The organism is Candidatus Collinsella stercoripullorum, assembly GCF_027669965.1.
GTDB lineage: Bacteria > Actinomycetota > Coriobacteriia > Coriobacteriales > Coriobacteriaceae > Collinsella > Collinsella stercoripullorum.
Map to the genome: position 1 here is coordinate 23223 of NZ_JAQECM010000002.1, position 17182 is coordinate 40404.

General features: G+C 64.4%; 32 protein-coding genes. 29 read left to right on the plus strand and 3 right to left on the minus strand.

From position 1 onward, the window contains the following. Window positions 1–83: 83 nt before the first annotated feature. The 3 genes from PHA29_RS00670 to PHA29_RS00680 form a co-directional block, all read right to left on the minus strand. On the minus strand, window positions 84–1238 hold the full coding sequence (locus PHA29_RS00670; RefSeq protein WP_270847474.1) for a hypothetical protein: 1155 nt from the start codon (window positions 1236–1238) through the stop codon (window positions 84–86). A gap of 79 nt (window positions 1239–1317) precedes the next feature. Continuing rightward, on the minus strand, window positions 1318–1791 hold the full coding sequence (locus tag PHA29_RS00675) for a hypothetical protein (RefSeq protein WP_270847475.1): 474 nt from the start codon (window positions 1789–1791) through the stop codon (window positions 1318–1320). A gap of 43 nt (window positions 1792–1834) precedes the next feature. Further along, window positions 1835–2212 carry a helix-turn-helix transcriptional regulator gene (locus tag PHA29_RS00680; RefSeq protein WP_270847476.1) on the minus strand — a complete coding sequence of 126 codons (378 nt, stop codon included), beginning with the start codon at window positions 2210–2212 and terminating at the stop codon, window positions 1835–1837. 144 nt (window positions 2213–2356) lie between these two features. Here PHA29_RS00680 and PHA29_RS00685 point away from each other — a divergent pair, with 144 nt between their 5' ends. From PHA29_RS00685 to PHA29_RS00825, 29 genes are all read left to right on the plus strand, one after another. Further along, window positions 2357–2578: a helix-turn-helix domain-containing protein gene (locus tag PHA29_RS00685; protein ID WP_270847478.1), complete on the plus strand. Its 222-nt coding sequence runs from the start codon at window positions 2357–2359 to the stop codon at window positions 2576–2578. A 101-nt stretch (window positions 2579–2679) separates the two neighbouring features. Further along, window positions 2680–2904 carry a hypothetical protein gene (locus tag PHA29_RS00690; protein ID WP_270847479.1) on the plus strand — a complete coding sequence of 75 codons (225 nt, stop codon included), beginning with the start codon at window positions 2680–2682 and terminating at the stop codon, window positions 2902–2904. Beyond that, window positions 2901–3125 (plus strand): helix-turn-helix domain-containing protein, encoded by a 225-nt coding sequence (locus PHA29_RS00695; protein WP_270847481.1) that lies wholly within the window; start codon window positions 2901–2903, stop codon window positions 3123–3125. Before PHA29_RS00690 ends, PHA29_RS00695 begins: the two co-directional genes overlap by 4 nt. Next, window positions 3122–3331: a hypothetical protein gene (locus tag PHA29_RS00700; protein WP_270847482.1), complete on the plus strand. Its 210-nt coding sequence runs from the start codon at window positions 3122–3124 to the stop codon at window positions 3329–3331. Before PHA29_RS00695 ends, PHA29_RS00700 begins: the two co-directional genes overlap by 4 nt. Next, window positions 3328–3570 (plus strand): hypothetical protein, encoded by a 243-nt coding sequence (locus PHA29_RS00705; RefSeq protein WP_270847483.1) that lies wholly within the window; start codon window positions 3328–3330, stop codon window positions 3568–3570. The genes PHA29_RS00700 and PHA29_RS00705 overlap by 4 nt, the downstream gene beginning before the upstream one ends. Continuing rightward, window positions 3567–3995 (plus strand): hypothetical protein, encoded by a 429-nt coding sequence (locus PHA29_RS00710; protein ID WP_270847485.1) that lies wholly within the window; start codon window positions 3567–3569, stop codon window positions 3993–3995. Before PHA29_RS00705 ends, PHA29_RS00710 begins: the two co-directional genes overlap by 4 nt. After that, a complete protein-coding gene (locus tag PHA29_RS00715) occupies window positions 3961–4428 on the plus strand; it encodes a Lin1244/Lin1753 domain-containing protein (RefSeq protein ID WP_270847487.1) in 468 nt (155 codons plus the stop codon). The genes PHA29_RS00710 and PHA29_RS00715 overlap by 35 nt, the downstream gene beginning before the upstream one ends. Before the next feature lie 288 nt (window positions 4429–4716). Continuing rightward, window positions 4717–4986, plus strand: a complete 270-nt coding sequence (locus PHA29_RS00720) for a hypothetical protein (RefSeq protein ID WP_270847488.1) — start codon at window positions 4717–4719, stop codon at window positions 4984–4986. A 1-nt stretch (window position 4987) separates the two neighbouring features. Further along, window positions 4988–5230, plus strand: coding sequence for a hypothetical protein (locus PHA29_RS00725; protein WP_270847489.1), 243 nt, complete (start codon window positions 4988–4990; stop codon window positions 5228–5230). Beyond that, the gene (locus PHA29_RS00730; RefSeq protein WP_270847491.1) at window positions 5230–6195 is read left to right on the plus strand and encodes an HNH endonuclease; all 966 of its coding nucleotides are present in this window, start codon (window positions 5230–5232) and stop codon (window positions 6193–6195) included. The genes PHA29_RS00725 and PHA29_RS00730 overlap by 1 nt, the downstream gene beginning before the upstream one ends. Beyond that, the gene (locus PHA29_RS00735; protein WP_270847493.1) at window positions 6192–6779 is read left to right on the plus strand and encodes a hypothetical protein; all 588 of its coding nucleotides are present in this window, start codon (window positions 6192–6194) and stop codon (window positions 6777–6779) included. Before PHA29_RS00730 ends, PHA29_RS00735 begins: the two co-directional genes overlap by 4 nt. Next, entirely contained in the window at window positions 6776–7042 is a 267-nt protein-coding gene (locus PHA29_RS00740; RefSeq protein WP_270847495.1) for a hypothetical protein, read from the plus strand. The genes PHA29_RS00735 and PHA29_RS00740 overlap by 4 nt, the downstream gene beginning before the upstream one ends. A gap of 27 nt (window positions 7043–7069) precedes the next feature. Further along, window positions 7070–7420, plus strand: a complete 351-nt coding sequence (locus PHA29_RS00745; RefSeq protein ID WP_270847497.1) for a hypothetical protein — start codon at window positions 7070–7072, stop codon at window positions 7418–7420. Continuing rightward, window positions 7417–7725, plus strand: a complete 309-nt coding sequence (locus tag PHA29_RS00750) for a hypothetical protein (RefSeq protein WP_270847498.1) — start codon at window positions 7417–7419, stop codon at window positions 7723–7725. The genes PHA29_RS00745 and PHA29_RS00750 overlap by 4 nt, the downstream gene beginning before the upstream one ends. A gap of 451 nt (window positions 7726–8176) precedes the next feature. Then, complete coding sequence (locus PHA29_RS00755) at window positions 8177–8506, plus strand: DUF3310 domain-containing protein (RefSeq protein ID WP_270847500.1); 330 nt, start codon at window positions 8177–8179, stop codon at window positions 8504–8506. Continuing rightward, window positions 8503–8652, plus strand: coding sequence for a hypothetical protein (locus PHA29_RS00760; RefSeq protein ID WP_270847502.1), 150 nt, complete (start codon window positions 8503–8505; stop codon window positions 8650–8652). Before PHA29_RS00755 ends, PHA29_RS00760 begins: the two co-directional genes overlap by 4 nt. Window positions 8653–8664: 12 nt before the next feature. Then, window positions 8665–8865, plus strand: coding sequence for a hypothetical protein (locus tag PHA29_RS00765; protein ID WP_270847504.1), 201 nt, complete (start codon window positions 8665–8667; stop codon window positions 8863–8865). Window positions 8866–8875: 10 nt separating this feature from the next. Next, window positions 8876–10057 (plus strand): tyrosine-type recombinase/integrase, encoded by a 1182-nt coding sequence (locus PHA29_RS00770; protein WP_270847505.1) that lies wholly within the window; start codon window positions 8876–8878, stop codon window positions 10055–10057. Window positions 10058–10200: 143 nt separating this feature from the next. Beyond that, entirely contained in the window at window positions 10201–10428 is a 228-nt protein-coding gene (locus tag PHA29_RS00775; RefSeq protein WP_270847507.1) for a hypothetical protein, read from the plus strand. A 12-nt stretch (window positions 10429–10440) separates the two neighbouring features. Beyond that, window positions 10441–10764 carry an integration host factor, actinobacterial type gene (gene mihF, locus PHA29_RS00780; protein ID WP_270847508.1) on the plus strand — a complete coding sequence of 108 codons (324 nt, stop codon included), beginning with the start codon at window positions 10441–10443 and terminating at the stop codon, window positions 10762–10764. After that, window positions 10761–11150, plus strand: a complete 390-nt coding sequence (locus tag PHA29_RS00785) for a single-stranded DNA-binding protein (RefSeq protein WP_270847509.1) — start codon at window positions 10761–10763, stop codon at window positions 11148–11150. The genes mihF and PHA29_RS00785 overlap by 4 nt, the downstream gene beginning before the upstream one ends. A gap of 8 nt (window positions 11151–11158) precedes the next feature. Beyond that, on the plus strand, window positions 11159–11431 hold the full coding sequence (locus tag PHA29_RS00790) for a hypothetical protein (protein WP_270847511.1): 273 nt from the start codon (window positions 11159–11161) through the stop codon (window positions 11429–11431). Between the two features lie 8 nt (window positions 11432–11439). Next, window positions 11440–11877, plus strand: coding sequence for a dUTP diphosphatase (dut, locus tag PHA29_RS00795; protein WP_270847512.1), 438 nt, complete (start codon window positions 11440–11442; stop codon window positions 11875–11877). A 9-nt stretch (window positions 11878–11886) separates the two neighbouring features. Beyond that, window positions 11887–12336, plus strand: coding sequence for a hypothetical protein (locus tag PHA29_RS00800; RefSeq protein ID WP_270847513.1), 450 nt, complete (start codon window positions 11887–11889; stop codon window positions 12334–12336). A 115-nt stretch (window positions 12337–12451) separates the two neighbouring features. Further along, window positions 12452–12838, plus strand: coding sequence for a hypothetical protein (locus PHA29_RS00805; RefSeq protein WP_270847514.1), 387 nt, complete (start codon window positions 12452–12454; stop codon window positions 12836–12838). A gap of 118 nt (window positions 12839–12956) precedes the next feature. Then, a complete protein-coding gene (locus tag PHA29_RS00810; protein WP_270847515.1) occupies window positions 12957–13424 on the plus strand; it encodes a hypothetical protein in 468 nt (155 codons plus the stop codon). Further along, entirely contained in the window at window positions 13390–15099 is a 1710-nt protein-coding gene (locus PHA29_RS00815; RefSeq protein WP_270847516.1) for a terminase large subunit domain-containing protein, read from the plus strand. The genes PHA29_RS00810 and PHA29_RS00815 overlap by 35 nt, the downstream gene beginning before the upstream one ends. Continuing rightward, a complete protein-coding gene (locus tag PHA29_RS00820; RefSeq protein WP_270847517.1) occupies window positions 15093–16307 on the plus strand; it encodes a phage portal protein in 1215 nt (404 codons plus the stop codon). Before PHA29_RS00815 ends, PHA29_RS00820 begins: the two co-directional genes overlap by 7 nt. Next, the gene (locus PHA29_RS00825) at window positions 16304–17176 is read left to right on the plus strand and encodes a head maturation protease, ClpP-related (protein WP_270847518.1); all 873 of its coding nucleotides are present in this window, start codon (window positions 16304–16306) and stop codon (window positions 17174–17176) included. The genes PHA29_RS00820 and PHA29_RS00825 overlap by 4 nt, the downstream gene beginning before the upstream one ends. Window positions 17177–17182: the final 6 nt, after the last annotated feature.

The window sequence follows — 17182 nt, forward strand, 5'->3', positions numbered from 1 at the left end:
CAGAGGGTAAATCCCTCTGGCCTCTTTTTCGTTTCTTATGCCGATGTGGCTAACGACTTCCTAAAGGTACCTAACGAACCTTCCTAGCCCGTCGCATTTTGGTATAAAACGCCCGTCATGGCGCGGCCCGCGCTGTCGAACGTCTCCTGGTACGGGGACAGGTAGTTGCTGTAGAGCACCTTGGAGTCGCGCGACCTTCCCTGCATGGCGTTGATGACCGTGCTGTCGACGCCCGCGCTCTGCATTATCGTCGCGTTCGTGGCGCGCATGCGGTTGATCCCGACGAAGGGAAGGCCGTGCAGCAGGTCCCCCTTGCGGAAGAGCCTTTTCCATACCTTCGGGAGGTAGTTTGCCGACATCCTCCCGCCCTGGCGCCCGACGCAGATCGGGCCGCTCCCGCGCATGGCGTAGAGCTCGTCGGAGAACGGCGGCTGGATCCGCATCGTGCGGTAGCGCCGCGCGTTCTTCGGCTCCTTCTCCCCGTCGCGCGACGTCACCGCCTTCGTGATGGGCGCCATGGCGACCATGTGCTCCGTGCCGTCGAGACCGAGGACCGGGGCGAAGGTAATGTCCTCCCAGTCGAGCGCCAGCGCCTCGGACCTGGACGCCCCGCCTCCCGTCATGACGCACCACAGCGCGAAGAGCCGGTGGCCCCTCAGCCGCTCGAGGCACGCGAGGACTTCGGGGACGCCCCACACCGGCAGGGGCGTCGTGTCCTTCCCCCTCGGGTACTTGAAGTTGTACCCGCTCCCCATGGGGTTCTCGTCGATGACGTGGTCGAAGTGAGCCTGTGTCATGATCGTGCGCATGACCCTCACGTACGTGTCAGCGCTCTGGGGAGGGAGCGTGTAGATCCAGCTCTGGATCTCCCGGTTGTCGATCTTGTCCATGGGCCACCTGCCGAAGTGCGGCCCTATGTGGCAGCGGTAGACGCTCTCGCACGTCTCGGCGTTCGCCCGAGTCGTGGACGCGCGCCTGCCCGGCGCGAACTGGACCCAGAAGTAGGTGTCGAGATCGGTACCCCTGCCCAGGTTAACGTTCTTGCGCATGGACGCCGCAAGCCTCAGGATCGCGGTGTCGGCGTCCCTCTCGTCGCCGTGGACGTACTCAGTGACGCGCCTCTGACCTCCGTCCGGGCGGTAGCCCACGCTCACGCGCACCTGCCACACGCCGGGCGAGACCTCCTTTTTGGATCCCAACGATGCGCGCTTCCTGCCCCTGCTGGTAGAATTAGCCATAAGGGTGCACCTCCGCACTCTTCCCGTGACCCCGTGCGTCGTCCGCCAAGAAGCCGCACGGGGTCTATTCTGTTCACGCCTACTCGGCGATCTTGTACTCCGCGGACTTGTAGATCGTCACGGTGTCGCCGTCCTGGGCGACGACCTCGACCTTGTGCGTCCCCGGCTCGAGCGCCGGGCCGGTGAGCTCGAGCTGCATCTGCACGCTGCCGGCGTTCAGGCGCATGTTATCCATCCCGTCGACGTAGACCGTGCAGACGCTGCCGTCTCCGTCGAAGTAGTTGATGCCGATCTGCATGAGGTCCATGCCGTCGGCGACGATCTCGGGCACGTTGCCGTCCTCGGTCGTGCCTGCGGCCGAGGAGAGGTACATCGTGCCGGCGCCCGTGTCCTCGAGCCCGGTGCCGTCGAAGTCGACCTCCGTCGTCTGCTTCGCCTCCTGCTGCTGGGCCGCAGGCTCCTCAGCCGTGCTTTCGGGTGCCGTCGAGCCGCACCCCGCGAAGGACAGCGCGACGACGAGCGACGCGGCCACCGCAAGTGCCTTCCTTGCCATGTGATCTCCTTTCCTCAAGGGCGAGCGCCCCTTTTACCAAGCCCTATATTGCCTCGCGTCTTTCGGCTTCATCTGAAGGACGTTCGGCCATATCTTTAGACATGACCGCCGACGAACGGGCGGTCTTGAGGATGTGATCACGCCACTCAGGGGTGGAGGCACGATATGTGTCAAGCAGCTCTTCTTCGTAGCCATCCGAGAAGACGCGGCCCTCGTTTTTGCCCTTCGGCCAGCCACACAGATCGTTGACGCTGCAACCAAGAGCAAGTGCGATCTGATAGGCGCTGTCCAATGGCAAAGCGGTTTCTCCGCGCTCCCACGCGCCAACAACCCTCTCGGTCTCACCAATCATCGCTGCTAGCTGACCTTGGGTCAGCTTCTTTATCTTTCGAAGCTCCTTCATTTTCAGGCTGTAGCTCATCGTTCTACCTCCTTCGACGTCCATTCTACCAATATCGTGTAATCAAATCTACGAAATTGGTATTTTGTTGTTGACTTATCCCGTATTCGTAGATAGGCTATAGCACGACATACGATATTCGTAGATTCAGAGAGGAGGACGGCCGTGACTGAGTTCAAACAGGTTCTGCGCAAGCGGCTTCGTGTGCTTATGGCCGAGGCGGACATGAACGCTGAGCAGCTGTCGGCGAAGTCGGGTGTCTCCATCGACGCGGTACGCCAGTACCTGCGCGGTGAGACCGCACCGCTTCTTGAGACGGCGTGCAAGCTCGCCGAAGCCCTGGGATGCACCCCTAATGACCTGTGCGCGTTTCCGAAGGAGGGATAGTCGTGAGGAAGCAGAACAGCGGCGCTGTTAGCAGCGCTTCAAGCACCGCTAATAGCGCCGCTTACGAAAGCGCCCGCCCGGTGTTGCACCACCGAACGGGCATGTCAGTTAGCGCTGAGCAACCGACAACAGACATCTTAGCGCACCTCCCGCGCTGGAAGCGCTGGGGATTGTGTGCAATCGCCGCCATGACCATCACGGGCATCCTGCCCATGCTCGCGTGCGCCGCGCTCTTCGCGGTCTGCGACGTTGTCGGCTGGTGGATCCCGCTCGCCGCGCTCGGCGCGATGGTCGCCTACGGCATGTGGGTGGTGATGTCCCTATGAGGTCCCGTGAGGTCGAGCACGGGTGGCTCTGCATCACGGAGGCCGCCAAGTACGCCCAGGTCGCCGAGAAGGACATCAACGCCGCCATTGCGAGCGGCGACCTCCCGGCCTTCAACCACCCCGCCTCCGACCCGTCCGCGAGGCGCAGGAACATCCGCATCTCGCGAGACGACGTCGATGACTGGATCAGGCGCTGCTGGGCGCCGGTGGTCGCCGTATGAGGATCGTGAATTATCTGGACGGCGAGGAGCGCCGCTTCCTCGAGCTTGAGGACATGCCGCCGTGCCGCGCGTGCGGATGCGCTCCCGTCGAGAAGAAGACGGGCATCGACGTGACGCGGCTCCAGTGCCCCGAGTGCGGCATCAGGACCGCCGGGAGCACCAACGACCAGGCCAAGTTCATCACCTGGAAGAGGGTGATGGAATGAAGCCGCTGCTGAAGGTCTACAGCGGCCGAGACTCGTCCGGGCGGTGGGTCGCCTACGTCGAGGACCTGCGCGGCAAGCCCGTGCCCGACTCGGGCGCCGGCGACGTGCGCACCATCGTCGACCTCGGCCTGCCGGAGAGCGCCACGAGGCTCGACGCTGCTATCGAGGTAGAGAAGCTGGTCGCCGACGCCAAGGTGCCCGTCCTCTACCAGTCGCGCGACGGGTGGGTGGTCTCATGAACCTCGACGACTACACCCAGAGCCTTGAGGCCGTCATGGCCCAGGAGCGCGCCAACCCCAGGCCGTGGCCGCTCAGGCGCCGCGACCAGGTCGAGCTCTTCGAGACGTGGATGCGCCTCAACCCGGACGCCGCGCGCGAGATGGAGCTCGTTGCCGTCTCGATGCACGAGAAGGGCTTCCGGGTCTCCACGAAGTACCTCGTCGAGCGCCAGCGCTACGAGGGCTCCGTGAAGCTCGTGCCGGTCCCGTTCTTCGACGAGCGTGGCATCGAGCACAGATACGGCATCAGCAACTCCATCACGCCGATGCTCGCCAGGTGGCTGCTCAAGCGGCACCCGGACATGCGGATCTTGACCAAGCGGTCCATCTACGACGAGGAGGTGATAGCGAATGGCGAAGGCCAAGGAGGACATGGAGGCGATTGAGGAATATGCCCGCTCGTCCATGGCGTGGTTCCGTCACATGTCGAACTCTGGGACGAACGATAAGCTGCGCAAGCTCATGATCCGCTGCGGTGTCGAGGGGTACGGGCGATGGTGGCTCATGTGCGAGTACCTAGCGACAGTGACGGGGCACAAGGTCTCCCTCCAGACGGAGGAGGACATGACGCTTCTCGTCCAGTCACTTCAGTTCCAGGGTGGTCCCTTCAACGACCTCGTCACTCGCGAAGCCTGCCGCAAGTTCATCGACAACCTCATTGATCTCGATCTCGTACAGGTCAACGAGGACGGTGACATCCACTGCGAGCACATGGACGAGGAGGCGCTGTACTTCGGGCGCCAGCGATACAACGCGTCGAAGGGCGGAAGCTCCAAGCGCAAGAAGAAGCCTGCGGAGGTGAGCGATGAAGCCGAGTGATACCGCGCTTGCAGCGGTGCTAATAGCGGTGCTTAAGCGGTGCTATAAAACTGGCTCAAGCCCAACAATACATAACAATACAGAACAGAACAGTACAGTACAGCGCTCTGTTCTGTCCTTAAGACAGAACAGAACAGAGCGCGTTGTAAGGGCAACGTTTGAAGCAAGTCCTTCTTTCTTGCTCCTTCTTTCTTGTGGAAAACTTCGACTTTTCCACAGCCAGAAACCCAGTTTTCAACATTCTTCAGGTGCTTGGCGGTGTTTCGCATGACGCCGGCAGGATGTCTCATGTCCTGGCTCCCACGCGTCGCGCGTGCGGAGATCTGGGACGACGAGACGGGCCGGCCCAGGACGTTCCAGGTCCTCTTCCACGGGTTCTTCCAGCAATCAACTCCCCATGCCGCGATCCTCGTCGGCGAGGCTTCGGGAACCGTCGCGTTCCCGGTGGCGATCGTCGAGCGGGCCGACGACGGGAGGGTGTTCACGGTGAGGGCCGACGGCGTGACCTTCTGCGACGGGCTCGGCGGCGAGTACGCGTTTCCACCGGAAAGGGGCTGACATGGGAGTTCAGAACACGCTCGGAGACCTCACGAACCATCTGTTCGCTCAGCTCGAGCGGCTTGGCGACGAGAGCATGACTCCGGAAGAGCTCGACCGCGAGATCGAGCGCTCCAAGGCCGTCACCGGCGTCGCCCAGCAGGTCGTCGCGACCGCCAACACGGCGCTGCGCGCCCTCGAGTTCCAGGACGGCGCCATGAACGCGCACACGCGGCTGCCGCGCATGCTGACGGACGGCCAGTGATGGCCGCGCTCAGGTCGTGGACGCCGGAGATGCTTGCCTGGCTCGACGCGCGCTACGGAACCACCGACATCCACGAGCTCACACGCGAGCTCAACGCCACGTTCGGATGCGTCAAGAGCGAGACCGCGCTCTACGTCAAGGCAAACCAGCGCGGGCTGCATCGGCCCAAGGACAGCGAGCGCAGGAAGCGCGCCGAGCGGGTCGTCAGGTGGTCAAAGGAGCCGGAGATGACGGCGTTCATGCTCGCGAACGACAACGGGTCCATCCCGTCGATCGTCGAGAAGTTCCGCGAGCGCTTCGGGATCACGCTCACCGGCACCCAGGTGAGCGCCTTCCGCACCGCGCACGGCACGCAGAGCAAGCGCGGGCGGACGACCGCCCAGGACTGGCACCGCCGCCCCGTCGGCTACGAGCGCGACACGGGCAAGGGCTACACCCTCGTCAAGGTGCGCGAGGATGCCGAGGTTCCCGGCAGCAAGGACAACTGGGTCCCGAAGCACGTGCTGGTCTGGGAGCGCACGCGCGGCCTCACGCTTCCCGACGGGTGGCTCGTCCTGTTCTGCGACGGCGACCACTCCAACCTCGACCCGACGAACCTCAAGGCGGTGCCAAGAGACCTGATCGGGATCATGAACGGCGGCCCAGCGTGGAGCGACCGCGCGACCCTCGAGGCCGCGATCGCGACGGCGATGCTCGTCAAGGCGACCGCAGAGGCGAACCTGCGCCCACGGAAGTGCGGGGTCTGCGGGAAGGAGTTCACGCCCGACATCCGCTCCACCAAGCGCGGTGTCCAGCAGAGGACGTGCCGCGCGTGCCTGGACAAGGGGCTCAGGGCGCCCAAGGACTACGGGTGGATCACCTGCCCCACATGCGGCGGCCGCGTCAGGAGGAGGAGCGCGTCGCAGCGCTACTGCTCGTCGGCCTGCTGCGAGAAAGCCTACCGAGAGAGAAGGAGGAAGCGATGAACATATCGACCGACGACCTGAGGTTCCTCCGCGAGCTTCAGGACGAGCTGAACACCCAGGAGCACTTCTGCCAAGCGGACCCGCGATTCTGGGTCGTCACGACGCTTGAGTGGCGCCTGTGCACCGAGGACGACGATATCGGTCGGGTCGACTTCTACGACGAGTCAGAGCTCGTCTCGTCGAAGACGCTCCAGGAGGCGCTTGACTGTGCGTACAAGGCTGCCCTGGACATGGGCGGAGAGGACTACGCGAGCTCATGGCTTGACGACCACGGATACCTCGACCTCGACGACGAGGGGCACGTGAGCACCATCGGCTGCCGCCAGTCCGAGATCGAGCGCGCAATCGAGGACTACGCGAGCTCCTTCTGCTTCGACGTCACCTACAAGTGCGCCCACCGGGTCATCGCGAAGAACACGATGTTCCTGACCTACCGCGAGTGTTGCGAGCACATCGAGCGCAACGGCTACCACTACGAGGACCCGAAGCCCTACGCGATGACCGCGTGGAGGAGCCCGCAGGTCGAGCGGTTTGTGAGCATCCTCCAGAACGCCGACTTCACGGACGGCGGCGATGCGCGGTGACCCCGAACGTCAGGGAGATCCTTGCCGACTGGCTCAGGCAGCACGGCTACGACGGGCTGTTCAACGACGGCGTGTGCGCGTGCTCGGTCGACGAGCTCATGCCCTGCCTCGAGCCGTCGTCCGAGTGCCAGGCGGGATACGCGGTCGCTTGCTGCGAGTGCGCCTGCCAGGACGAGTGCCCTGGCGGCGGGGACTACGACTACCTGATCACCGAGGAACAGGACGGGTGCGGCGTCAGGAGGGACGACGCCGACCGCCTCTGACAGGAACCACGAGACAAAGGAGGAGACATGGACAAGGCGAAGAGCGACGGCACGAAGGGGCTGAAACTGCCGTCTACGGGACTCCGCCCCGACTGGATCGAGTGCGACGAGAGGGTCTACGTGCCCAGTGAGGACCTGGCGGAGACCACCTGCACCTTCACGCCGGACCTCGAGGATACCGAATGGGACGAGGACGGCAACGAGGTCGACACTGGCGAGCAGGAGGCCATCAAGCCCCATGAGGACTGTGAATCTTTTTTGTGCTCGAACTGCGGACGCTCGATGTTCTACGGCGAGAACGGCTGGTTCGAGCTCGATCCGCCCTACACGCCCAAGTTCAGCTACTGCCCCTACTGCGGCGCCAGGGTCGTCTCATGAGGACCGGTGGCATGCGGGTCGAGTGCGACCGATGCGGAGCCACGTGCTTCGCCGCGCTGCTCGAAGAGCAACCCAAGTCCACGGACGGCGGCTACACGACGTGGATGGAGAGGAGTTTCGAGGACCTGCCCGATGGATGGACCAGGGGAACGTTCTACGGGTCCGTGATCGACTACGTCGACCTCTGCCCGAGCTGCACGGCCGAGCTCACCGCCGCCCAGAGGGAGTTCATGGGAGGTGGTGCCGATGTACGTGCAGATGCCCAACGGCAGGGTTCGCAAGGTTCACGTGCGGTCCAACGGTAGGTACGGCTACGCCTTCGTCTGGATCGTGTGGCCGATCTTCAAGAGGGAGCGCGCCGCCTGCAACCCGGACGTCGCGGTCAGGAACCTGACGAAGGAGCTCTGGAAGGAAGGATGGAGGGTTATCGGATGATCTTTGCAGAGGCAGACAAACAAGCGTCTGCGATGCAGGTGAGGCAGCACGTTTGCGATACGAGAGCGCTTCTGAGCCGGATTCTGAGGACGGTCAGCACGCCGGTCCCCGATTTCGACCGATGCCTGGCTCTCACTACGGAGCTCGCTCTGGAGATTGACGAGATGCAGAGGATCGCCCTCAGGGGCTTGTGGTGCCAGGGGTTTGGTTACGCCCTCGCTGCGGCGTCAAAGGCTTCTCTCACCTGCGAAGGCCGACGGCCGACGGCAGCGGAGCACAACGGAAACAGCGGAAAACTAGGAATCGTTGGAGTTGGTACGAATGATTGAAAGCAGATCTGAGCACGCGAAGTCCCTGGTCGAGCTCGTTAAGGGGACGACCGACGACGCAGAGACCGCGCAGGGAGCGACCGACGCCGTCGAGCATCCGGCGCACTACGCGGGGACCGGCATCGAGTGCATGGACGCCATGTCGTCGATGATGGGCGCCGTCGCCGGCGACGTCCCGCCCATAGCCGCCTACTGGTGGGGCAACGCCTTCAAGTACCTCTGGAGATGGCGCAAGAAGAACGGCCGCGAGGACCTTGAGAAGGCGCGCCAGTGCATCGCCTACCTCCTCGACGAGATCGGAGAGGCGGAAGGGGCGAAGTGAGGAAGCAAACGCAACTCGCCGCGCTGATCGCCGTCGCTGCGGCGACGTTCGCATCGACGGTCGCGATCCTATGGGCTCTCTACCGCTGCGCCCTGGCAGTCGCGCGCTTTCTGATCTTCATCGTCTACGCAACGCTCACCTACTGAGAAAGGAAACCAATGGACGACAACAACGCAAAGGCCATGGGGTGCCTGGTCTTCATCATCTTCGCCGCATCCGCTCTCTGCGCGAGCGTGGCGGTCGGATTCCTGTTCGGCGCCGGATACGGCTTCCTTGCCGCGTCCGGGCTCTGCGTCGTCGCAATCCTGCTCCTGATCGCGTCCGCGCGCAGGCTGTTCGGGCACGGCGAGAAGCAGTAGGGGCGTCGCCATGCACGTGAAGGTGAAGATGGGTCGGGACGGAATCTGGTACGCCCGACCGTACATGGGCACCGACGCCCTGGGTCGCCAGATCAAGCCCTACCGCCGCTTCCCGGACGCCCGTGACGAGGAGGAGGCGCAGAGGCTCGCGGAGGCGTGGGCGAGCCACCTCACCGCCGACGGCAAGGTCAGGAGTGCGCTGCTCGTCGACCTTCTCGGCGAGTACATCGCCATGTGCGGACGCAACGGGGCGAGCCCGAACAGCCTGAAGTCCTACCGGCTCTTCACCTACAACTACGTGCGGACCTACCTCAAGAACGTCCTCGCGCAGGACCTCACGGTCCTCGACGTGAACAGGTTCCAGCAGCGCCTGCTGACCCCGAAGAAGGACGGTGGGCAGGGGCTGTCGCGCAACTCCGTCACCGCCGTCTACAACTTCCTGCGCGGAGCCTACAACTACTTCGTCAGCGCGGGGATCTGCGAGGGCAACCCGGTCGCCGGCGCCGTGAAGCCGCGCCCGGAGCACGCCGAGGCTTTCGCACTGGACGAGTACGACTTCGCCGCGACCGACGCCGCGCTCGAGGCCGACCTCTCGCCCGAGTCCGAGGACGAGGTGAGCGTGAGGCGCGCCGTCTACGCCTTCGCTGCGTGGATCGTGCTGCGGACCGGCCTTCGCTGCGGCGAGGTCTGCGCGGTCAGGCGCCGTGACGTCAACCGGATGGCGCGCTACGTCCACGTCGGCGGGAACGTCATTGAAGAGGCTGGGAAGCGGCCGTACAGGCGCGAGGTGACCAAGGGCAAGCGCTCGCGCAACGTCACCGTCACCGAGCACGACATTGCGGTCGTGACCGACTTCATGGCGCTACTGGACCGCACGCTCGGGCCGTTCGGGGCCGACTCGCCCCTCGTGACCGTGGACGGGACGTACATGCGCCCCTCGACGGTCTCCGAGGCGTTCAGCGCCATCAGGGACCGCCTGGGGTTGCCCAAGAGGCTCACGTTCCACGGCCTCAGGCACACGCACGCGACGTGGTGCCTGATGAACGGCATCGACGTGAAGACGCTCCAGGAGCGCCTTGGTCACGCCAGCCCGTCCATCACCCTCAACACCTACGCGCACGTCCTCCCGGGCCGCGACGCGCTCGCCGCGACCGCCTTCGAGGACGCCGCCAGGAGGGCGAGGGGCAAGTGACAGAAGCGTGACAAACGCCGTCTCGCGACACGACCGGCGATGTCGCGGGAAAAGCGACGCAGAGGGCCGCGAACCGTCAGGCGCGAACGGCCCACCGAGGAATAAGAAGCACTTATACGGAACGAGGGAGAGGAGGCAAGTCGATGGCGGAAAAGAAGGACAGCTCTCAGCGACTTCAGGAGGTCATGAAAAGGGCGATGGAGGCGTCGAAGGAGCGCTCTGCGCGAGAAGCGGCAGAGGCACAGACCCGGTACACCATCGAAATCCCCTCGCAGAAGCTCGTCATCTACGACCGCCAGCTTGCAGACATCACCATCCGACGTCTCAAAGACGTGGGAGTCCGCGGGTCATACCGCGCGACCAAGGCATAGAAAGGAACTGGAATGAACCCGGTACCCACACTCACCAGCGACCAGCGCAGGGAAAACCTCAGCAAGGCCATGGCGGCCCGCTCCGAGCGCCACCAGATGCTCATCAACGTCAAGCGCGGAAGTCTCTCCGTCCCCGACTTCATCGGGATGGCGGGGACGAGCAAGGTCGCGGCCAACACTCGCGTCTTCGCGCTCCTGAAGGCCGCGCCCGGATACGGCTTCGCCAAGGCTCAGCGCGCCCTCAAGCAGATCGGGGTCTCCGAGACCAGGAGGGTCAAGGGTCTCGGCGCCCGCCAGATCAGGGAGATCTGCGACCTGTTCGGAGGTGCCGAATGAGCATCAACCAGGTATCCATGTCCGGCAACCTCGGGGCGGACGCCGAGCTCCGCTCGACCAGGGGCGGCACGCCCGTCCTCACGTTCGCCCTGGCGGTGAACGAGAGGGTGAAGCAGGCGGACGGCACGTGGGGAGACAGGGCGAGCTGGATCGACTGCGTCCTGTTCGGCGCTCGCGCCCAGGCTCTGGCGGACTGGCTCCGCAAGGGCAACAAGGTGGCCGTCCAGGGAAGGCTCCGCACCAGCACGTGGGAGAGCGACGGGGTGAGCCACAAGCGCACCGAGGTGGTCGTCGAGGAGGTCGACCTCATGACCGTCAAGCGGGACAGGCAACAGGGCACCGCGCAGAACGCGCCGGGCGTCTACGACGAGGACGTACCGTTCTAGGGGGAGAGATGTTCAAGACACTCAAGGCGCTGTTCAGGCGCGACGACAAGATTCCGAGCGACCGCTTCGACGCGGTTCGCGACCTCCGCGCGACGCTCCCGAGGGACAGCGCGGGCGTGACCCTGTTCCTGGACGACACGGTCTCCTATCGCGGCAAGCCCTACGAGGTCGTCGCCATGAGCCACAGGCAGAAGGTCGTCATCCGTAGGCACGGCGCGACGAGCGGGGGCCGATGGGTTCCCTCCCGCCTCGTGCGACTCAGCCACCACCACACCGACTAGGAGGAGACATGTTCGGACGAAAGATGCCGGCAAAGAACACGAGCGAGTTCCCGATGCCCGAGTACGCGCACGAGGGCGACGCGGGCTTCGACCTCAGGATCACGGAGACGGTCACGCTCCAGCCATTCGAGCGCGTCATCGTTGGGTGCGGGCTCGCGGTCGCCATCCCGAGCGGATGCGTCGGGCTGCTCTTCATGAGGTCCGGCATATCGGCGAAGCACGGGGTCACGCTCTGCAACTCCGTCGGGGTCATCGACTCCAGCTATCGCGGCGAGATCGGCGCGGCCCTCGTGAACAACAGCCACGAGACCGTCACCCTCGAGGCGGGCGAGCGCATCTGCCAGCTCGTCGTCATGCCCTACGTCCCGTGCGAGCTCGTCCCCGTCGAGGACCTGATCGAGACCGAGCGAGGCGCCGGCGGCTTCGGCTCGACCGGGACGGAGTAGGGTGAGGCCATGACGCTCGCCAGGGAATACTTCGAGGGCATACGCTCAGAGCGCGTCAAGATCTCCAAGACCGAGGAGATGCTTGAGCGCATGGCGGAGCGCGAGGCGGCCAAGGCGCAGAGCTACGAGATCGGCAGAGGCTCGGGCGGCACGACGGTCTCCGACGCCATCGACCGGCGCATCGACATGGAGGGCAGGCTCAAGAAGCGCGCCGCGAACCTCCAGAAGGACATCGACGAGGCGCTTGTCGTGCTCTACGGTGCGGACAACAGGGGCGGCCTTGCAAAGCTCAAGGGGAACAGGTACGCCGACGCGATCTGCATGTACTACTTGCAGGCCGAATCGTGGGATGACATAGCCGACGTCATGCAGAGCTCCAAGCGGTGGTGCCAGCAGCTATGTTGTGCAGGTTTTGTGTTCATTGACAAGCTGGGCTGGGCGAATGTGAAAAACGCCTGATAAATGCATGTTCGCATTTGTTCGTCGTTTGTGCTAGATTTCGGTATCAACAGGAGTGTGTCGAGGGCCGCGCGGAGAGATCCACGTGGCCCTCGTGCGTTCGAGGGGAGGCGCCGTGAGGATCCCTGGCGACCGCCCGCTCGAGTCCTGGATACGCGACCTCATGGAGCACGACAGGCTCTACGCCTTCTACCAGTCCGACGACTGGCAGGAGCTGCGCGACGCGGTGATGCTCGACCACAACTACGAGTGCGAGATGTGCGCGGCCGAGGGAAGGTACGGGCGGGCCGACACGGTCCACCACGAGCACGAGGTCAGGCGCGAGCCTTCCATGGCGCTGACAAGGTTTGTGACAACAGATGATGGTGAGAGGCGCGAGGTGCTTCATCCCCTTTGCAACCACCATCACAACGTGGTTCACAAGCGCACGTACTCAGAGCTGCGGAAACAAAGGACGCAAAGCAAGGACGAGCGCTCGAACCTACGCGAAGAGATCTGGTAGACACCCCCCGTACCCCATATGGGGTCAATTTGGGGGTTATTTGCAACGTTAGGGGGAATCCGACTGTCGGATTTTTTCTCCTACAACCGAAAAACGGAACCGGAGGCGATGGAGGGCCATGGCACGACCGAGGGACCCCACTGCGCTCAAGGTAGCGCGCGGGAAGGCGCACATGACCAAGAGCGAGATCGAGGAGGGGCTGAGCCGCGAAATCTACGCCGCAAACGGTGAGATTACGGCGCCGGACTGGCTCCAGGGCGAGGCACGGGAGATCTTCGACCGCGAGGCGGCCTACATGAGGCGAGTGAACGTCGCCGCAGGCGTCGCGATCTACGGGGAGACCGACGTCGAAGGGCTCGTGACGATGGTCACGAGCTACGTCCGGATCAACGAGTACCGCAAGCGCGAGGAAAAGGCGCGGGAGCTGGAGAGCAAGCAGAAGTACAACTCGATGAAGAACAAGGAAGCGGCAACCTACGAGCGCTTCAGGCGCCTGCTCAAGCTCGACCCATCGTCCCGCGTCGACTTCGCGGGGCTGAAGGGCGGCGCGGATGGCGGCCAGCAAGACGCGTACGCGAACATCTAGGGCGCGGCGCCACAAGCAGATCCGGTGCAAGCGCATCACCGAGTACATGCGCATGGTCGAGACCGGCCGCGTCCGCTCCTGCGAGCGCCAGAAGAAGCTCATGGCGTACGTCCGGCGCGTCTTCGCCGAGGAGGAGCTTTTCATCGACACGGAACGGCTCGAGAAGTACGAGGGCATGCTCGTCTTCTTCCCGTTCCACGAGCTCTTCCCCTGGGAGTGGTTCGTTTTCACCCTCTTCATGTGCACGTTCCGCGCGGACGGGCAGCCGAGGTGGGACGAGCTGATCGCCGTGCTCGGCAGAGGCGCGGGAAAGAACGGCTTCATCTCGTTCATCTCGTGGTGCCTGATGACCAAGGCCAACGGCATCCAGTTCTACGACGTGAACATCGTCGCAAACAGCGAGAAGCAGGCGGAGACCTCGTTCCTGGACGTCAAGCGCATCCTCGACGCAGACCGGCAGGTCTGGAAGCGCATGTGGGAGTGGAACAAGACCGACATCACGAACAAGTCGACGCTATCGACGCTGCGCTACCTCACGAGCAACGCCGACACCAAGGACGGAGGCCGCCCCGGGCTCGTCGTCTTCGACGAGGTCCACATGTACAAGCAGTGGAAGATCGTCGAGATCATGACCACCGGCCTCGGCAAGGTCGACCACGGCCGCACCGCCTACATCACCTCGATGGGAGACGTCCGCGAGGGCGTGCTCGACTCGCTCATCGCAGACTGCGACGCCATCCTCGACGGCAAGGAGGACGACGCCGGGCGCCTCCCGTTCGTCTGCACGCTCGACAGCGCCGACGAGGTCCACGACGAGGCCAACTGGGAGAAGCCGAACCCCTCCTGGCGGTGGAAGCCGGAGACGTTCAAGGCCAAGATGCGCAAGGAGTACGCCAAGTGGCTGAAGAACCCGACCGGCGGCAACGCCTCGTTCATGACCAGGCGCATGGGCATCCCGCAGGGTGACCGCGACTTCGACGTCACGAGCTACGAGAACCTGCTCAGGGCGAGCCGCGAGATCCCCGACATGCGCGGCAGGCGCTGCGTGCTCGGCCTGGACATGGCGCGCAAGGACGACTTCGTCAGCGCGTGCCTGCTCTTCCCCGAGCACGGCGAGGACGGGGACAGCTACTACGCGATACACCACTCCTGGCTGTGCCGCAGCTCCCGTGACTGGGAGCGCATCGACGACCAGGTCAAGGCATACGCGGACGAGAGGCCGGACATCCTCACGATCGTGGACGACGTCGAGGTCCCCTCGAGGCTCGTCGGCGACTGGATCTACGAGGCGAGCGGCGAGTACGGGATCGAGATGGCCGCGTGCGACTTCTACCGCTACGACGCCATCCGCGACGTGCTCGAGGACCTTGGGTTCAGCGCCAAGGAGAAGACGGTCGTCTTCGTGCGGCCGTCCGACCACATGCGCATCCAGCCTGTCATCAACAGCGCCTTCCTGACGGGGCGCATCGCGTGGGGCGACGACCGCCTCATGCGCTGGTTCTGCAACAACACGAGGCTCACGCCTTTCCAGAACAGCAACTACAAGTACGAGAAGAAGGAGGCTCGCGGGCGCAAGACCGACGGCTTCATGGCGCTCGTCGCCGCGTTCTGCGCGGTGGGGAGCCTGCCGGACGACGCCGCCGAGTACGAGCTCCCGGAGGCTTTCACGTGGTAAGGAAGGGAGGCCAGGTGAGCTTCATCGACGACATCGCTTCGTTCTTCGGCTATATCGTGCGCGACTCCGAGATCGTGCCGGCGTCCGGCGCGAGCGACCCCAGCCTGACGGCGAGGAGCTTCGCCGCCCGGCGGATGGCGATGTACATCGCCGTCTCGTACGTGTCCAACGCGCTCTCGATGTGCGAGATCAAGACGTACGAGGGCGGAAGGGCGGTCAAGGGCGACCTCTACTACGCCCTCAACATCGACCCGAACCCCAACCAGTGCGGATCTGCGTTCATCAACTCGCTCGTCGAGCACTACTTCTACGACGGCCACGCGCTCATGGTGCAGCCGTCGAGGTTCAGGAACGACTTCTACATCGCCGACAGCTTCGGCATCGACGAGGTCCCGCTCGGCGAGAACGTCTTCTCCGGGATCTCGGTCGAGGGGCAGGGCATCGCGGCCAAGCTCAAAGCGACAGACTGCTGCTACTTCCGGCTCGAGTCGCACGAGGTCAAGGCGATCGTCCACGACATGTACGGCGAGCTCGGCGAGCTCCTGGCGTACGCGATGGCGAGCTACAAGAACGCCAACGGGGAGAAGTTCACGCTGACGCGCGGACACCCGCCCGGGGGCAAGCGCTCCGACGAGAAGGAGTCTGCGGCCGAGGTCAACGAGAGGCTGCACAGCTTCCTGACCAACCCCAACGGCGTCCTGCCGCTCTACACGGGGCAGGAGCTCGAGCGCGTGAAGCCGGTCTCGACGGGGTCGAGCAACGACGTCATCGCCCTGCGCAAGGACATCTTCGAGACGACCGCCAGCGCGTTCAAGATCCCGCAGTCGATGATGTACGGCAACATGACCAACACCAACGACGTGGTCAACCAGTTCATCACGTTCGGGGTGGACCCCCACGCCGTGATGATCAGCAAGGAGCTGACCCGGCGCTTCTACGGGGGCGACGCGTGGCAGGGAGGCTCGAACCGCGTCGAGGTGGACACCTCGAAGCTCGTACACACCGACATGTTCCAGGTCGCCGACAAGGCCGACAAGCTCCTGGCGAGCGGCCTCTTCTCCATCGACGAGATCAGGCAGCCCCTCGGGGCCGACCCGCTCGGCACCGACTTCTCCAGTGCACATTGGGTGACCAAGAATTACACGCTGATTCAGGACGCCCTTGCGCAACTCATGGCAGGAACCGCGAACGAAGGAGGTGAACAATGAGCAAGAGCAACAGGCGGTACTTCTCGCTCGTGAGGAGCGGCACCACGGCGGAGCTCGACATCTACGGGGACATCACCTCGTGGCCCTGGCTCGAGTCCGACGTGAGCGCCTACAACCTCTCGCAGCAGCTCGCGCAGCTCGACGACGTCACCGAGATCAACGTCAACATCAACAGCTACGGCGGCGAGGTCGCCGAGGGTCTGGCGATCTACAACGCCCTCATGCGCCACCCCGCGCGGGTGACCACCCGATGCGACGGCTTCGCGTGCTCCATCGCGAGCGTCATCTTCATGGCGGGCGACGAGCGCGTCATGAACCAGGCGTCGCTCCTCATGATCCACAACGCGTGGACCTACGCGAGCGGCGACGCGAACGAGCTGCGCAAGCAGGCGGACGACCTCGACACCATCACGGGCGCCTCCAAGGCCGCCTACATGGGTCGCGTGAGCATCACCGAGGACGAGCTCGCGGCGATGATGGACGAGGAGACGTTCATCACGCCCGAAGACGCCGTCTCGATGGGCTTCGCCACCGCGATCGAGGGCGAGGAGCCCGAGAACGTCTCCCAGTCCGCCCGCCGCGCCGTCTTCATGCGACTCACCGACGAGGACGAGGACGATGACGGCACCGAGGACGGGGATGAGACCGGCGAGGGACAGGGCGACGACCCCGACGACGCCGCCACGGACGACGACCCCGCCGACAGCCCGGGCGACGATGACCCGGAGGCCGCCGAGGACCCCGGCGAGGCCGGGGAGAAAGACCCCGACGACGAGGAAGACGACGAGGAAAGCGACGACAAGGACGCCGGGGGCGCGAAGGCTTCGGCCGCGAGCGCGCTCGCCGCGTTCCTCAAGAAGACCCTCTAGAGAAGG

Excerpts from the sequence above, each read along its gene's own strand:
- PHA29_RS00825 (WP_270847518.1), top strand. The coding sequence starts at position 16,304 with ATGAGCAAGAGCAACAGGCGGTACTTCTCGCTCGTGAGGAGCGGCACC.
- PHA29_RS00695 (WP_270847481.1), top strand. The coding sequence starts at position 2,901 with ATGAGGTCCCGTGAGGTCGAGCACGGGTGGCTCTGCATCACGGAGGCC.
- PHA29_RS00730 (WP_270847491.1), top strand. The coding sequence starts at position 5,230 with ATGGCCGCGCTCAGGTCGTGGACGCCGGAGATGCTTGCCTGGCTCGAC.
- PHA29_RS00775 (WP_270847507.1), top strand. The coding sequence starts at position 10,201 with ATGGCGGAAAAGAAGGACAGCTCTCAGCGACTTCAGGAGGTCATGAAA.
- PHA29_RS00785 (WP_270847509.1), top strand. The coding sequence starts at position 10,761 with ATGAGCATCAACCAGGTATCCATGTCCGGCAACCTCGGGGCGGACGCC.
- PHA29_RS00745 (WP_270847497.1), top strand. The coding sequence starts at position 7,070 with ATGGACAAGGCGAAGAGCGACGGCACGAAGGGGCTGAAACTGCCGTCT.
- PHA29_RS00710 (WP_270847485.1), top strand. The coding sequence starts at position 3,567 with ATGAACCTCGACGACTACACCCAGAGCCTTGAGGCCGTCATGGCCCAG.
- PHA29_RS00720 (WP_270847488.1), top strand. The coding sequence starts at position 4,717 with ATGTCCTGGCTCCCACGCGTCGCGCGTGCGGAGATCTGGGACGACGAG.
- PHA29_RS00725 (WP_270847489.1), top strand. The coding sequence starts at position 4,988 with ATGGGAGTTCAGAACACGCTCGGAGACCTCACGAACCATCTGTTCGCT.
- PHA29_RS00815 (WP_270847516.1), top strand. The coding sequence starts at position 13,390 with ATGGCGGCCAGCAAGACGCGTACGCGAACATCTAGGGCGCGGCGCCAC.
- PHA29_RS00750 (WP_270847498.1), top strand. The coding sequence starts at position 7,417 with ATGAGGACCGGTGGCATGCGGGTCGAGTGCGACCGATGCGGAGCCACG.
- PHA29_RS00680 (WP_270847476.1), bottom strand. The coding sequence starts at position 2,212 with ATGAGCTACAGCCTGAAAATGAAGGAGCTTCGAAAGATAAAGAAGCTG.
- mihF (WP_270847508.1), top strand. The coding sequence starts at position 10,441 with ATGAACCCGGTACCCACACTCACCAGCGACCAGCGCAGGGAAAACCTC.
- PHA29_RS00810 (WP_270847515.1), top strand. The coding sequence starts at position 12,957 with ATGGCACGACCGAGGGACCCCACTGCGCTCAAGGTAGCGCGCGGGAAG.
- PHA29_RS00700 (WP_270847482.1), top strand. The coding sequence starts at position 3,122 with ATGAGGATCGTGAATTATCTGGACGGCGAGGAGCGCCGCTTCCTCGAG.
- PHA29_RS00755 (WP_270847500.1), top strand. The coding sequence starts at position 8,177 with ATGATTGAAAGCAGATCTGAGCACGCGAAGTCCCTGGTCGAGCTCGTT.
- PHA29_RS00770 (WP_270847505.1), top strand. The coding sequence starts at position 8,876 with ATGCACGTGAAGGTGAAGATGGGTCGGGACGGAATCTGGTACGCCCGA.
- PHA29_RS00735 (WP_270847493.1), top strand. The coding sequence starts at position 6,192 with ATGAACATATCGACCGACGACCTGAGGTTCCTCCGCGAGCTTCAGGAC.
- PHA29_RS00765 (WP_270847504.1), top strand. The coding sequence starts at position 8,665 with ATGGACGACAACAACGCAAAGGCCATGGGGTGCCTGGTCTTCATCATC.
- PHA29_RS00675 (WP_270847475.1), bottom strand. The coding sequence starts at position 1,791 with ATGGCAAGGAAGGCACTTGCGGTGGCCGCGTCGCTCGTCGTCGCGCTG.
- PHA29_RS00715 (WP_270847487.1), top strand. The coding sequence starts at position 3,961 with ATGGCGAAGGCCAAGGAGGACATGGAGGCGATTGAGGAATATGCCCGC.
- PHA29_RS00670 (WP_270847474.1), bottom strand. The coding sequence starts at position 1,238 with ATGGCTAATTCTACCAGCAGGGGCAGGAAGCGCGCATCGTTGGGATCC.
- PHA29_RS00690 (WP_270847479.1), top strand. The coding sequence starts at position 2,680 with ATGTCAGTTAGCGCTGAGCAACCGACAACAGACATCTTAGCGCACCTC.
- PHA29_RS00705 (WP_270847483.1), top strand. The coding sequence starts at position 3,328 with ATGAAGCCGCTGCTGAAGGTCTACAGCGGCCGAGACTCGTCCGGGCGG.
- PHA29_RS00800 (WP_270847513.1), top strand. The coding sequence starts at position 11,887 with ATGACGCTCGCCAGGGAATACTTCGAGGGCATACGCTCAGAGCGCGTC.
- dut (WP_270847512.1), top strand. The coding sequence starts at position 11,440 with ATGTTCGGACGAAAGATGCCGGCAAAGAACACGAGCGAGTTCCCGATG.
- PHA29_RS00790 (WP_270847511.1), top strand. The coding sequence starts at position 11,159 with ATGTTCAAGACACTCAAGGCGCTGTTCAGGCGCGACGACAAGATTCCG.